The organism is Thalassobius sp. Cn5-15 (assembly GCF_022347685.1).
Taxonomy (GTDB): domain Bacteria; phylum Pseudomonadota; class Alphaproteobacteria; order Rhodobacterales; family Rhodobacteraceae; genus Thalassobius.
In genome coordinates this window covers 497,050-509,239 of sequence record NZ_JAKRGF010000001.1, presented here as the reverse complement: position 1 = coordinate 509,239, position 12,190 = coordinate 497,050, and the positions used below count along the sequence as shown (strand labels likewise).

The 12,190-nt window shown below is 57.4% G+C and carries 14 protein-coding genes; 9 read left to right on the top strand and 5 right to left on the bottom strand.

What is annotated here, in order from left to right; translation table 11 throughout:
• Positions 1 to 48 precede the first annotated feature (48 nt).
• The 5 genes from MHM86_RS02400 (at position 49) to MHM86_RS17005 (ending at position 5,901) form a co-directional block, all read left to right on the top strand.
• Complete coding sequence (locus tag MHM86_RS02400) at positions 49 to 327, top strand: DUF1153 domain-containing protein (protein WP_239195345.1); 279 nt, start codon at positions 49 to 51, stop codon at positions 325 to 327.
• Positions 328 to 440: 113 nt separating this feature from the next.
• A complete protein-coding gene (gene ctrA, locus MHM86_RS02395) occupies positions 441 to 1,169 on the top strand; it encodes a response regulator transcription factor CtrA (protein WP_239195341.1) in 729 nt (242 codons plus the stop codon).
• A gap of 148 nt (positions 1,170 to 1,317) precedes the next feature.
• On the top strand, positions 1,318 to 3,573 hold the full coding sequence (gene ligA / locus MHM86_RS02390; protein WP_239195339.1) for an NAD-dependent DNA ligase LigA: 2,256 nt from the start codon (positions 1,318 to 1,320) through the stop codon (positions 3,571 to 3,573).
• Positions 3,570 to 5,660 carry an ATP-dependent DNA helicase RecG gene (gene recG / locus MHM86_RS02385; protein WP_239195336.1) on the top strand — a complete coding sequence of 697 codons (2,091 nt, stop codon included), beginning with the start codon at positions 3,570 to 3,572 and terminating at the stop codon, positions 5,658 to 5,660. Before ligA ends, recG begins: the two co-directional genes overlap by 4 nt.
• A gap of 118 nt (positions 5,661 to 5,778) precedes the next feature.
• On the top strand, positions 5,779 to 5,901 hold the full coding sequence (locus tag MHM86_RS17005; protein ID WP_255722996.1) for a hypothetical protein: 123 nt from the start codon (positions 5,779 to 5,781) through the stop codon (positions 5,899 to 5,901).
• A 274-nt stretch (positions 5,902 to 6,175) separates the two neighbouring features.
• On the opposite strand, the gene MHM86_RS02380 is transcribed toward MHM86_RS17005, so the two are convergent.
• Entirely contained in the window at positions 6,176 to 6,628 is a 453-nt protein-coding gene (locus MHM86_RS02380) for an iron-sulfur cluster assembly scaffold protein (RefSeq protein ID WP_239195334.1), read from the bottom strand.
• Positions 6,629 to 6,695: 67 nt separating this feature from the next.
• Between MHM86_RS02380 and hisI the strand changes: the two genes are divergently transcribed.
• Together hisI and MHM86_RS02370 are read left to right on the top strand one after the other, a co-directional pair.
• A complete protein-coding gene (hisI, locus tag MHM86_RS02375; RefSeq protein ID WP_239195332.1) occupies positions 6,696 to 7,055 on the top strand; it encodes a phosphoribosyl-AMP cyclohydrolase in 360 nt (119 codons plus the stop codon).
• 206 nt (positions 7,056 to 7,261) lie between these two features.
• The gene (locus MHM86_RS02370) at positions 7,262 to 7,846 is read left to right on the top strand and encodes an HNH endonuclease (RefSeq protein ID WP_239195329.1); all 585 of its coding nucleotides are present in this window, start codon (positions 7,262 to 7,264) and stop codon (positions 7,844 to 7,846) included.
• 288 nt (positions 7,847 to 8,134) lie between these two features.
• On the opposite strand, the gene rplI is transcribed toward MHM86_RS02370, so the two are convergent.
• The 3 genes from rplI to rpsF are packed head-to-tail and all read right to left on the bottom strand — an operon-like array spanning position 8,135 to position 9,368.
• A complete protein-coding gene (gene rplI, locus MHM86_RS02365; protein WP_239195327.1) occupies positions 8,135 to 8,746 on the bottom strand; it encodes a 50S ribosomal protein L9 in 612 nt (203 codons plus the stop codon).
• An 11-nt stretch (positions 8,747 to 8,757) separates the two neighbouring features.
• Complete coding sequence (rpsR, locus tag MHM86_RS02360; protein WP_009805008.1) at positions 8,758 to 8,985, bottom strand: 30S ribosomal protein S18; 228 nt, start codon at positions 8,983 to 8,985, stop codon at positions 8,758 to 8,760.
• Between the two features lie 26 nt (positions 8,986 to 9,011).
• Positions 9,012 to 9,368: a 30S ribosomal protein S6 gene (gene rpsF, locus MHM86_RS02355; protein WP_239195325.1), complete on the bottom strand. Its 357-nt coding sequence runs from the start codon at positions 9,366 to 9,368 to the stop codon at positions 9,012 to 9,014.
• A gap of 348 nt (positions 9,369 to 9,716) precedes the next feature.
• On the opposite strand from rpsF, the gene MHM86_RS02350 reads away from it, so the two are divergent.
• A complete protein-coding gene (locus tag MHM86_RS02350; protein ID WP_239195323.1) occupies positions 9,717 to 10,244 on the top strand; it encodes a hypothetical protein in 528 nt (175 codons plus the stop codon).
• Positions 10,245 to 10,489: 245 nt separating this feature from the next.
• Complete coding sequence (locus tag MHM86_RS02345) at positions 10,490 to 11,074, top strand: YceI family protein (RefSeq protein WP_239195321.1); 585 nt, start codon at positions 10,490 to 10,492, stop codon at positions 11,072 to 11,074.
• 72 nt (positions 11,075 to 11,146) lie between these two features.
• On the opposite strand, the gene MHM86_RS02340 is transcribed toward MHM86_RS02345, so the two are convergent.
• On the bottom strand, positions 11,147 to 12,157 hold the full coding sequence (locus tag MHM86_RS02340; protein ID WP_239195319.1) for a GlxA family transcriptional regulator: 1,011 nt from the start codon (positions 12,155 to 12,157) through the stop codon (positions 11,147 to 11,149).
• Positions 12,158 to 12,190: the final 33 nt, after the last annotated feature.

Genomic DNA, 12,190 nt, shown 5'->3' with positions numbered 1-12,190 from the left:
CGTTTCTGCGATGCTCTGTCATGCGGCCCGACACGAAGGAGAGCGCATATGTATTTGAAAAAGCTGGATGGGCCGCGTGCGGTCACACTGCCGGACGGGCGCTTTATGACGTTGGCAGACCTGCCGCCGCCGGACACGACACGCTGGGTTGCCAGCCGCAAGGCGGCGGTGGTGCGGGGGGTTCTTTATGGATTGATCACGCAGGCAGATGCGCTCAAGCGGTATAACCTGTCCGAAGATGAATTTCAGGAGTGGATCAGCGCAATGTCAGTGCACGGCGAAGGGGCATTGAAGGCGACGCATTTAAAAAACTATCGGAAGTTGTAGATTTGCGCATTCATATGGCTGTATAAATAAGAATTAATTAACCTTTTTGTTGAAAATTCCCCTTAGGCGCAAAGCCCAGACGCCGATTCGACTACTCTTTGTTGGAGAGAGAGATGCGTATACTATTGGTAGAAGACGACCCCACGACCGCGAAAAGCATCGAAATGATGCTGACCCATGCGAACCTGAATATTTACACGACCGACCTCGGGGAGGAGGGGGTCGATCTTGCACGGCTATATGATTACGATCTGATCCTACTGGATTTGGATTTGCCCGATCTCAGCGGGCATGAGGTATTGCGCCAGATACGCCTGTCGCGGGTTGAAACACCGATTTTGATTCTGTCCGGGTCAACAGATACTGACAGCAAAATCAAAGGCTTCGGATTCGGTGCAGATGATTATCTGTCCAAACCTTTCCACCGCGAAGAATTGGTGGCCCGTATTCATGCGATTATTCGCCGGTCTAAAGGACATTCGCAATCGGTGATCCGCACCGGCAAGATTAACGTTAATCTGGATGCGAAGACGGTGGATGTTGGGGGCACGCCGGTGCATTTGACCGGTAAGGAATATCAGATGCTGGAACTGCTTTCGCTGCGCAAGGGCACGACCTTGACGAAAGAAATGTTCCTAAATCATCTGTACGGCGGCATGGATGAGCCTGAACTAAAGATTATTGATGTTTTTATCTGTAAGTTGCGCAAAAAACTCAGCGCTGCGACCGGTGGCGAAAGCTATATTGATACCGTTTGGGGGCGCGGCTACGTCCTGCGCGGCCCAGAGGGGGAAGAGTTGGTGCAGGACCTGCCGCCACCCGATATGGCGATGCGAGCTTAAGGCCGCAGAAGGAACTGGGAAAGGCTGGCGCTTCTGCTCTGGACCTTGGCACGGTGGCGACCTATCACATTAAGTGAACAGGACGCGAACGTTGCGCAGGGTTTCGGGACTTTCCCCCTCTGGCGCAGGCCAAGATGGGGGCAAAGCGATGGCAGACGATCAGCATATCGCCGTTGAGGATTTGGATCAGGCGCAGGCCGCAACAGAACTGGCACGGCTGTCAAAGGTTTTGGGGGCGGCAAATGACGCCTACCACGGTGCAGATCAGCCGCAGATATCGGATGCGGACTATGATGCACTAAAGCGTCGCAATGCCGCGATTGAGGCGCGGTTTCCCGAACTGAAACGTGCAGATTCGCCCTCTGATAAGGTGGGGGCGGCCCCAGGTGACGGTTTCGGCAAGATCCGTCATACGGTGCGGATGCTGTCGTTGGGCAATGCTTTTGAGGATGAAGACGTCAGTGCCTTTGTGGTGCGCAACGCCAAGGATTTGGGGCTGGAACGCGCGGCGCTGTCCTTCACCGCCGAGCCGAAGATTGACGGGCTGTCGCTGTCGCTGCGCTATGAGCAGGGGCAACTGGTCTCTGCAGCCACCAGAGGGGATGGCGAAACCGGTGAAAACGTCACTGCCAATGCCCGCACAATTGCCGATGTTCCGCAGGTTCTGACGGGCGCCCCCGATGTTCTGGAAGTGCGGGGCGAGGTTTATATGTCTCACGCGGACTTTTTCGCGTTGAATGAACGACAGGCGGAACGCGGTGGCAAACCTTTCGCCAACCCGCGCAATGCGGCGGCGGGTTCGCTGCGACAGCTCAATGCCGAAATTACCCGCGCGCGCCCTCTACGCTTCTTTGCCTATGCGTGGGGGGAGGTGTCAGAGCCGCTGGCGAACATGCAGATGGGGGCGATCGAACGGCTGGCGGCGCTTGGGTTTCAGACCAACGCACTGACACAGGTGTGCCGCTCGGCGGAGGAGCTGATCGCGCATTATCGGTTGATTGAACAGCAGCGCGCCGATCTGGGCTATGACATTGATGGCGTGGTCTACAAGGTGAACGATCTGGATCAGCAGGCGCGCCTGGGCTTCCGGTCTACCACGCCACGATGGGCTGTGGCACACAAGTTTCCGGCCGAACTGGCCTGGACCCATTTGGAAGGCATCGACATTCAGGTTGGGCGTACCGGTGCGCTGTCACCAGTTGCGCGCCTGACGCCGGTCACCGTGGGGGGCGTCGTGGTGTCAAACGCGACGTTACACAATGAGGATTACATTCGCGGCCTCAATTCCAAAGGTGAAGAGATCCGTGGCGGCCGCGATTTCCGCATCGGCGATTGGGTGCAAGTCTATCGTGCAGGCGATGTGATCCCGAAACTGGCGGATGTGGATCTGACGAAACGCTCTGAGGATAGTGCACCTTTTACGTTCCCAGAGGAATGTCCGGTTTGCGGATCTGTTGCGGTGCGCGAAGAAGGTGACTCAGTTCGTTATTGTACAGGTGGGATGATTTGTGCGGCGCAAGCCGTTGAGAAAATGAAGCATTTCGTCTCTCGCAAAGCGTTTAATATCGAAGGCCTCGGCGCCAAGCAGATCGAAGCATTTTATAGCGATGAGGTGCTGGCGATCAAAGAGCCAGCGGATATCTTCACCTTGAAGGCGCGCGATCAAAAACAGTTGGCACGGCTGAAGAACCGCGATGGATGGGGCGATCAAAGTGCGAATAACCTCTTTGACGCTATTGAAGAGAAACGGGACATTCCGTTTGAACGTTTGCTCTTCGCGCTTGGTATCCGTCACGTCGGCGAAACCGTGGCCCGTGATCTGGCGCTGCATTTTGGCGATTGGGGCAGTTTGATTGATACCGCTGACCGCGCCCGTGATGCCGCACTGGCCCATCGGCAGGCCGATCTTGCCGAAGAGGCGGAGCGGATCGCCGCTGCCAAAGAGGGGCGTCGCGCAGTGATCAAATCCACGCGCGACGGTGCGATCGCCCGCTGCAATGTTCCGGTTGACTCGAAGATGGCGTGGGAGAAGATGATATCTCTCAATGGGGTCGGGGCTTCTGTTGCGCTATCGCTGACCGATGCGCTGGCCAACGCGGCAGAACGCGCGGCGATTGAGCGGTTGGTTGAACAGTTGACCACGATCATTGCGCCTGACGCCCCCGCTGCGGATAGTGCGGTCAGCGGCAAAACGGTGGTCTTCACCGGTACGCTTAACATGAAACGGTCGGATGCAAAGTCGCAGGCCGAAGCCTTGGGGGCCAATGTCGCTGGCTCGGTCAGCAAGAAAACCGATTATCTGATCGCCGGTCCGGGCGCTGGATCGAAGGAGACGAAGGCCCGTGATCTGGGCGTCACCATCCTGACCGAGGATGAGTGGCTGCAAATGATCGGGTCACAATGACGGGGCGCCCTGAATCCCTTTATCCGCTGTTTGCGGATCTGGAAACGCTGGCAGGTGTGGGCCCTAAAACGGCGCAGAACCTTGCGGCACTGGATGTGCATCGCCCGGTAGATCTGATCTATAATCTGCCCCACAGCGGCGTCGATAGAACGCTGCGCGACACGGTGCAGGGCGCGGTCCTGCCAGAGGTGATCACCGTCAAGGTCACCGTTGGCCAGCACCGTGCGCCGCGCAATCGCGGCGGCGCTTATCGCATCACGGTGGAGGATGCGCAGACCTCGTTCCAGTTGGTGTTTTTCCACGCACGCGGCAGCTATCTGCAGGACCAGATTCCCGAAGGGTCGGAGCGTGTGGTGTCCGGTAAGGTCGAGTTTTTCGACGGTATTGCCCAGATGGTGCACCCCGATCACATGCTGCCAGTGGAGGCGGTGGGGGACATTCCCGCCTTTGAACCTATCTATCCGCTGACGGCGGGTGTCAGTTTGAAGCAGATGGGTAAGGCAGTGACGTCGGCATTGAAGCGTGTGCCCGAACTGCCGGAATGGATTGATCCTGAACAGAAAAACCGTGAAGGCTGGCCGGATTGGGCCGATGCCATTGCCGCCGTTCATTCGCCCACGCGGGCGGAGGATCTGGCTGCCACGTCGCCTGCACGCCAGCGGCTGGCCTATGATGAGTTGATGGCGCATCAGTTGACGCTGGCCTTGGCGCGCAGCCAGTTGAAACGCGCGCAGGGGCAGGAGACGCGTGGCACCGGTAAACGACAAGCGCGGGTTCTGGCGTCGCTGCCCTATAAACCCACTGGCGCGCAATCCCGCGCGATCCGCGAAATTCAGGCCGATATGGCGCAGCCGCACAAGATGAACCGCCTGTTGCAGGGTGACGTGGGGGCGGGCAAAACGCTGGTTGCCTTCATGGCGCTCTTGACGGCCGTAGAGGGCGGCGGGCAGGGGGTGATGATGGCCCCGACCGAAATTCTTGCGCGTCAGCATATGGAAGGCCTTTTGCCACTGGCCGAAGAGGCGGGCGTTGTGCTGGAGCTGCTGACCGGACGGGATAAGGGCAAGGAGCGGGCGGCAAAACTGGCCGCATTGGCGCGGGGGGATATTCACATTCTGGTTGGCACCCATGCTGTGTTTCAAAAGGATGTTGAATTTAGTGATCTGCGGCTGGCGGTGGTGGATGAACAGCATCGCTTTGGTGTGCGCCAACGGCTGGAACTGGGCAAAAAGGGCGCGGCGGCGGATGTGCTGGTAATGACTGCAACGCCGATCCCGCGGTCGCTGTCATTGGCGCAATATGGTGACATGGATGTGTCGATCCTTGATGAGAAGCCACCGGGGCGCAAACCGATTAAAACTGCCATGGTCTCGACCTCTCGTATGGAAGAGGTGGTGAACCACCTGCGCAAAGCGGTGGCCGAGGGCAAACAGGCCTATTGGGTCTGCCCCTTGGTCGAAGAGAGTGAGGTCATGGACCTGACCGCCGCAGAGGAGCGGTTCAAACATCTGCGCGCGGTTTTGGGTGACGGCGTTGTCGGCATGGTCCATGGTCAGATGGCAGCGGCGGACAAGGATGCGGCGATGGCAGATTTTGTTGCAGGCCGCACCAGCGTGCTGGTCGCGACCACTGTGATCGAGGTGGGTGTGAACGTTCCCAACGCCACGATTATGATGATTGAACGCGCCGAAAGTTTCGGTCTGGCGCAGTTGCACCAGCTCCGGGGGCGTGTGGGGCGCGGCGCGGCGGAATCGACCTGCCTGCTGCTCTATCAGGCGCCGCTGAATGAAACCGGCGAACGTCGCCTGACCACTCTGCGCGAGACAGAGGATGGGTTTCGCATTTCAGAGGTTGATCTGGAAATGCGCGGTGCAGGCGATCTGATCGGTACGGCGCAGTCTGGTCTGCCCCGATTCCGCGTGGCGGATCTGGAGACACAGGCCCCCTTGATGGCGGTGGCACAAAGCGATGCACGCAAGTTGCTGCATGATGATCCCACATTGGAAAGTGCGCGCGGACAGGCAGCGCGTATTCTTCTGTGGTTGATGCAGCAGGATCAGGCGATCCGTTTGATTTCAGTAGGTTAACTTCTTTTGACGGTTGGATGAGAACATTTGTTCGCAAATGTTCTTAAAAAGTTCTTTACTCGACTCGGGTAATGTGAGAACAAAGTAGCAACACGAGAGAGGGAAGGGAGATCACATCATGATCCGCGACATCAAAGCTGCCATCGTTCGTTCATCTGACACCTTGCTGGCCGACACCATCGGTGCCGCCGCATTGGTCGCCATGTTTGTGATTGGGTTGCATCTGCCGTTGCTGACCTGATCTGTTTTCCAGATTTCAATCTGCCTGCCTGATCATGCCACCCCGGCCTGCGCCACCTGTCCCCATGCGGCGTATTTGACCTGCCTGTTTGACCCTGACGTCCTGCGTCGGATCAGCCTGTCCCACAGCGATCTGCATCCCAGCGGATCGCCGGTCCAACTGGAAAGCCTCTTCCCGGGGCGGGGTGGAACTGCGCATGATCATGCAACTGTACCGCCGCCATTCCTGACAGAATGTGCGGCGGCTTTTTATTTTGGGGAGCTGGGGCGCCCGTCTAGGCGCTTTTGCGGGCGAGCGCCTGATCGACCGCTTCCAGCGTTGCCTCCAGCGCCAGCATGATCGACGCATGGCGGTTTTTATATTCGCGTGCCGGTGTCAGAACCACCAGCTCGTCAAAGGGCGCTTCAGGTGCGGGGGCATCCGTCTGCAGCATTGCCTTCAGCTGATCACGCGCGGTCTGCACCGTGGCACGGTCACAGCCAATCACCGCTGCGCCCACAACCGAAGCTGCGGCTTGCCCCAGCGCGCAGGCCTTAACATCCTGAGAAAAGGCGCTGATCCGACCGTCTGTCAGCTGCAACTCAACCGCAATGCTGGACCCGCATAGGGGCGAACGACGCTTGGCACTGCCATTGGCCCTTTCCAATGGATCGATATGGGGAATATCGGCGGCCAGTTCCAGAATGCGGGCAGAATAGAGTTTGATCAGGTCGGTATCGCCGGACATGGCTTTTCCTTTGCTTGCGTTCCCCATAGATAGGAAGCTGTAGCGCAGATGCAAAAGGTTTTTCCAGATGGCTTTCGACCCGGCAACACTCAAATACGACGACAAGGGGCTGATCCCTGCAATTGCTCAGGATGCGGACAGCCATGAGGTGCTGATGATGGCGTGGATGAATGCGGAAAGCGTGGCCCGCACTTTGGACACGGGCAAGGTGACCTACTGGTCGCGTTCGCGTCAGAGCTTTTGGATCAAGGGAGAAAGTTCCGGCAACGTGCAGGAACTGGTGGATTTCCGCTATGATTGCGATCGCGATTGCCTATTGGTGTTGGTGCGCCAAACTGGCCCTGCCTGTCACACCAATCGCCGCAGCTGTTTCTACACTGCTGTGCGCGAGGGGGAGGACGTGGAGTTAATGACGCCCATGATGTGACGCCCGCCCGGGCGTCACGTTTTGCTAAATGTCCAAGCGTCATACGGCTGTCACGTCCTTGTATCACCACTGGGGTTAAGAGCTCTATATCATGGGGGTTGTTTGGTTTCTCTTGGGATATATAGTGGTTGTTAAGGCAGGGATCAGGGGATCCTATGGCTCCCTTGGTAAACTGCGCTATATTTAGGGCAGAAGGGGGCGACCTCATGGATGGCGATTTTAGGCATGATTTTGTGCGCGAACGTGGCGCGTTGAAACAACACCCGGCGTTGGTGCTGAACGCGGATTATCGCCCGTTGTCCTATTATCCGCTGTCTTTATGGCCCTGGCAGGAGGCGATCAAAGCGGTCTGGTTGGATCGGGTGGATATCGTGGCCGAATATGACGCCCATGTTGCCAGTCCCAGTACACGAATACGGATTCCGTCGGTTGTGGTGCTGAAAGATTACGTAAAACCCAGAAAGCGCGTGGCCTTCACGCGCTTTAATTTGTTTTTGAGGGATGAGTTTTCCTGCCAGTACTGCGGTTGCCGTGGGGATCTGACCTTTGACCATGTGGTGCCGCGCGCGGCCGGTGGGATCACCAGTTGGGAAAATGTGGTGGCGGCCTGTTCGCCCTGTAACCTGCGCAAAGGATCCAAAAGCCTGAGCCGCTGCGGCATGTCCCTGCGCAAAGTGCCGCGTCAGCCTACGGCGGGTGAGTTGAACAACATCGGGCGCAAGTTCCCGCCAAATATGCTGCATGATAGCTGGATGGATTACCTCTACTGGGATGCCGAACTGGAAGCCTGAGCGCCAAGCGACGCTATAAATACCGCCGGTGAATTGGCCCTAGCATGCGCCAATATATGCAAAATGCAGCAGCGGAGGGCAGGCATGTACACCACAGGGATAGCGCCCTATGCCGCCAATGGGCGCAACAAGGTCGGCAACTGTTTCTGTGTCGAACAAGCTTGTAAGATTTTTCCTCTCTTTCGGTAGTTCAAGACGACAGGTCTTCAGTCGAGAGGGGGGCAAGCCTCAATAGAAAAGGGCCGCCAGATCTCTCTAACGGCCCTCTTAATGCTCAAGCGGCGAAGATTACTCTTCGGCTTCGGCTTCTTCCGATGCCACGGGGGCGTCGTCGTCGTCCGATGCAGCAGCGCCGATATCGTCAAACAGGTTGGCGATTTCGAACTCTGCTTCTGCTTCTGCTTCTGCTGCCAGTTCCTGGATCGATTTACCCGAGGCTTGCAGTTCCGCTTCTTCGTCCGAACGGGCTACGTTCAGGTCGATGTGAACGGTCACTTCGGGGTGCAGAACGACTGCAACAGTGTGCAGGCCCAACGATTTGATCGGGTCCAGAACAACAATCTGCTTACGGTCAACCGAGAAGCCAGCTTCAGTTGCAACATCTGCGGCGTCACGCGGGGTGACGGAACCGTAGAGGTTACCACCGTCGGAAGCCTGACGAATCACGATGAACTGCTGGCCGTCCAGCTTTTCACCCAGTGCTTCGGCTTCTTTTTTGGTTTCCAGGTTGCGTGCTTCCAGCTGTGCTTTCTGTGCGTCGAACTGTGCCTTGTTGGCGTTCGATGCGGTCAGTGCTTTGCCTTGCGGCAGCAGGAAGTTGCGTGCGTAGCCGGATTTAACGTCTACGATGTCGCCCATCTGGCCCAGTTTGGCCACACGTTCAAGAAGGATAACTTGCATGTGCTTTCTCCTTACTTAACAGCGTAGGGCAGCAGGGCGAGGAAGCGGGCGCGTTTGATGGCACGGGCCAGTTCACGCTGCTTCTTGGCCGATACGGCGGTGATACGCGAAGGCACGATTTTGCCACGCTCACTGATGTAGCGTTGCAGCAGTTTGGTGTCTTTGTAGTCGATTTTCGGCGCGTTTTCACCCGAGAACGGGCAAACTTTGCGACGGCGGAAAAACGGTTTGGCTGCCATGATTTAGCGTCCTTTCCTAGCTGAGATCACGAACGACGTTCGCGGCGATCGCCACGTTCGTCACGTTTCTGCATCTGGATCGAAGGACCCTCGGCGTGCTCGTCGACCTTGATGGTCAGAACGCGCATCACGTCGTCATGCAGACGCATCAGGCGTTCCATCTCCTGAACAGCCGCCGCAGGTGCGTCGGTTTTCAGCAGAGCGTAGTGGCCCTTGCGGTTTTTGTTGATCTTGTAGGCCATCGTTTTGACGCCCCAGTATTCGCTTTCAACGACTTTACCGCCGTTGTCCGCCAGTACGGTGCCAAAATGTTCGACGAGACTTTCAGCTTGCGCGTTGGACAGGTCCTGGCGCGAGATGAAGACATGCTCATAAGACGGCATGTGAACTCCAGTTCATTTCAAGCGCATTTCATAGGAGGGCCTGACCTTCCGCGACCCATCCACGAGAGACTGCGCGGTTCAACTAAATTACGGAAGGTCCGCCCCTTTACGACGGATCGGACGATCTGGCAAGTGGTTGCGTGTGGGGCAGGGGCTTTATTTTCTTGGGGCTTTGCTGCCCTGTTGTCCTACGAGCCCAGCAGGCTGCACAGGCTGTCGTGGTAACACCTCTTTCGTGCCCCAATTTTGCCCCAACCCTTACCAAAACTGCAGCACAGGGGAAACCGGATTACAGTGCACTCGGACCAGCCGATGCGATGATCTCTATAGGGACAAGGATGTGCAGATATGGACATGACCACCAATGTGACCTTCAAAGTGTCGCGGCCTACGTTGCCGGGGCAGTCGCCGATGCAAACCCTGCGTCACTGTCAGACACTGAAGACGGTGACGGATGCCAACGATAACGAGGTGCTGTTGCGCAGCGTGATGGTGTTTTTGGGGGTGGTTTTATGTCTGGCGGCCTTTGGTCTATGGCTGGTGCCCGAAGCAATGGAAAGCGCAGAGGCACAGCTGATCCGCGCTGCATTGACCTGTGTGTTCATTGGCAGCGGTTTTGCCCTGTTTCGCAAAGGCCGTGATACGGCGCCGGTGGTGGGGTATGCCCTTGATCAGGCGCGCGGCGAGCTGCGCCAGATGTTGATCAATGCTGATGGTAGCGAACGCACCATTGCCCGTCTTTCCCTCCACGGTGCGGAGCAAAAATTGCACGATAACGGAGATGTGTTGATCCGTGACGCAGACGGCGTGCGGGAAATGCGGCTGGCTGCTGCGCAGGCAGAGGCGCTGTTTGATCATCCGCTGACCGCAGCCTGAGGCGTCAAAAACGCCTTATTTTATGACTGAATTTTACCGCGAATTGGAATGAAGGGCTGCCTGTCAGGGTGGCCTTTTCGTCATGAAGGGATTTGAGATGGTGCGTTTCTTCGTGTGTAGCTGTTGTATAGGGTGATTTCTGTGCATGAGTGCGCAAAGCTTGTGGCGGGGACAGGGATTGCTTTGTCGGTAAATTCCGGCACTTTAACGTCAATCGGAATTGTTTGATCCAAGAGGACTTCGTTATGAAAAACACCCTGTTCGCGGCCGCTGCCGCCCTGTCGCTGGCCACTGCTGCCACCACCGCAACCGCCGCGGCGCAAGATTACGTTTTGGACGCCAGCCACAGCCAGATCGTGTTCAGCTACAACCACCTGGGCTATTCGACCACCTACGGTCTGTTCTCGGGTTTTGAGGGCAACATTTCCTTCGATCAGGAAGATCCGGCTGCTTCTTCCGTTTCAGTGTCAATGCCGCTGTCGTCGATGTTCACCGGCTGGGAAGCACGTTTTAATCACTTCATGGGTCCCGATTTCTTCAACGCCAAGGGCGATGAGGTGGTCTCTTTCTCCTCTACCGCGATTGAGGTAACCGGCGACGACACCGCAAAGATCACGGGCGATCTGACCCTGAACGGCGTCACCAAACCGATCGTGCTGGATGCCAAACTGAACCAGACCGGCACCCACCCGATGGCGGGCAAGGAATGGGCAGGTTTTGACGCAACCGCCACCGTGATCCGCAGCGAATTTAACCTCGGCCAATTTGCCCCCTTCGTCAGCGACGAAGTTGAGCTGAAAATCTCGGTCGAGGCATCGAAAGCCGAGTGATCGCTTTCCCGACCTGAAAAGAAAACCGCCCGGCTGTGACAGCGCGGGCGGTTTTTGTTTGTGCCCTTGCGATCAGCTGTCGCGCAGTGGGAAGGGCTGGCCATTTTCCATTTTGAAGCGGCTAATTTTTTGTCGTTCTTCGGTCGGGGACAGGCCAAATGCCTCGCGGTAATGCCGTGTGAGGGTAGAAGAACTGGAATAGCCCACCGCCTGCGCCACCTCTGTCAGGCTATTGCGGGTGTATAGAACCTGCTGGCGTGCTGCGTTCATCCGCAGCATCCGGTAATAGTGTAAGGGGCTTTGTCCGAGAGCGGCTTTGAACTGGCGTTCCAGCTTGCGCGATGAGACGCGGACCTGATCGGCCACATCCGCGATGCTGAGGGGATCTTCGAGGTTTTGAGAAAATACTTCGATGGCGCTGACCACGGCCTGCGGCAGATCATCGGTCACTGTGCCGGTCTTAAACGCTGGGACGCTTTGGCTGACACCGGCGGTGCGCACCAGCGGGTGCTGAAACCAACAGGCCACTTCGGTCATCACGGATGGATCCAGCGCCTCTTCGATCAGGCTCAACATCAGGTCAAACATCGCCGCTGCGCCGGACACCGTCAGGCGGTTACGGTCAATGACGATCACGTTGTCGCTCATGGGAATGTCGGGATATTCCGCCTCAAACGCCGACCGATAGGCCCAGTGGACCGAACAGGTGCGGTTCAGCATCAGACCTGAGGCTGCCAGCGGAAACACCCCGCCACTGACGGCACCGATCTGCACACCGTGACGGGCGAGGTAGCGTAGGTGACCGTTGCCAGTGCTGGGGGTGTGAAACAGGGCGTCGGGGCCAGAGAGAACAAAGAGGTAGTCAGGTTTTATCCCGTCACCTAACGCCTGATCGGGCTGGAAAATCACGTTGGCGCTGGCCGTCACCGGCGCGCCGTCCTCAGACAGAACGGTCCACGAAAACGCATGACAGCCCGAAATTTCATTGGCGGCCCGCAGCGGTTCAATCGCCGAAGTGAGGCAGGCCATTGGGAAATCTGGAAAGATCAGGAAGGCCACATGGGTGGCACTGTCGCGGGTCATGTCAAAGCCTCCGGTGTGATGCGGCGCGCGGGT

Coding starts and splice junctions, on each gene's coding strand:
- MHM86_RS02400 (WP_239195345.1), top strand. CDS start 49: ATGTATTTGAAAAAGCTGGATGGGCCGCGTGCGGTCACACTGCCGGAC.
- ctrA (WP_239195341.1), top strand. CDS start 441: ATGCGTATACTATTGGTAGAAGACGACCCCACGACCGCGAAAAGCATC.
- ligA (WP_239195339.1), top strand. CDS start 1,318: ATGGCAGACGATCAGCATATCGCCGTTGAGGATTTGGATCAGGCGCAG.
- recG (WP_239195336.1), top strand. CDS start 3,570: ATGACGGGGCGCCCTGAATCCCTTTATCCGCTGTTTGCGGATCTGGAA.
- MHM86_RS17005 (WP_255722996.1), top strand. CDS start 5,779: ATGATCCGCGACATCAAAGCTGCCATCGTTCGTTCATCTGACACCTTG.
- MHM86_RS02380 (WP_239195334.1), bottom strand. CDS start 6,628: ATGTCCGGCGATACCGACCTGATCAAACTCTATTCTGCCCGCATTCTG.
- hisI (WP_239195332.1), top strand. CDS start 6,696: ATGGCTTTCGACCCGGCAACACTCAAATACGACGACAAGGGGCTGATC.
- MHM86_RS02370 (WP_239195329.1), top strand. CDS start 7,262: ATGGATGGCGATTTTAGGCATGATTTTGTGCGCGAACGTGGCGCGTTG.
- rplI (WP_239195327.1), bottom strand. CDS start 8,746: ATGCAAGTTATCCTTCTTGAACGTGTGGCCAAACTGGGCCAGATGGGC.
- rpsR (WP_009805008.1), bottom strand. CDS start 8,985: ATGGCAGCCAAACCGTTTTTCCGCCGTCGCAAAGTTTGCCCGTTCTCG.
- rpsF (WP_239195325.1), bottom strand. CDS start 9,368: ATGCCGTCTTATGAGCATGTCTTCATCTCGCGCCAGGACCTGTCCAAC.
- MHM86_RS02350 (WP_239195323.1), top strand. CDS start 9,717: ATGGACATGACCACCAATGTGACCTTCAAAGTGTCGCGGCCTACGTTG.
- MHM86_RS02345 (WP_239195321.1), top strand. CDS start 10,490: ATGAAAAACACCCTGTTCGCGGCCGCTGCCGCCCTGTCGCTGGCCACT.
- MHM86_RS02340 (WP_239195319.1), bottom strand. CDS start 12,157: ATGACCCGCGACAGTGCCACCCATGTGGCCTTCCTGATCTTTCCAGAT.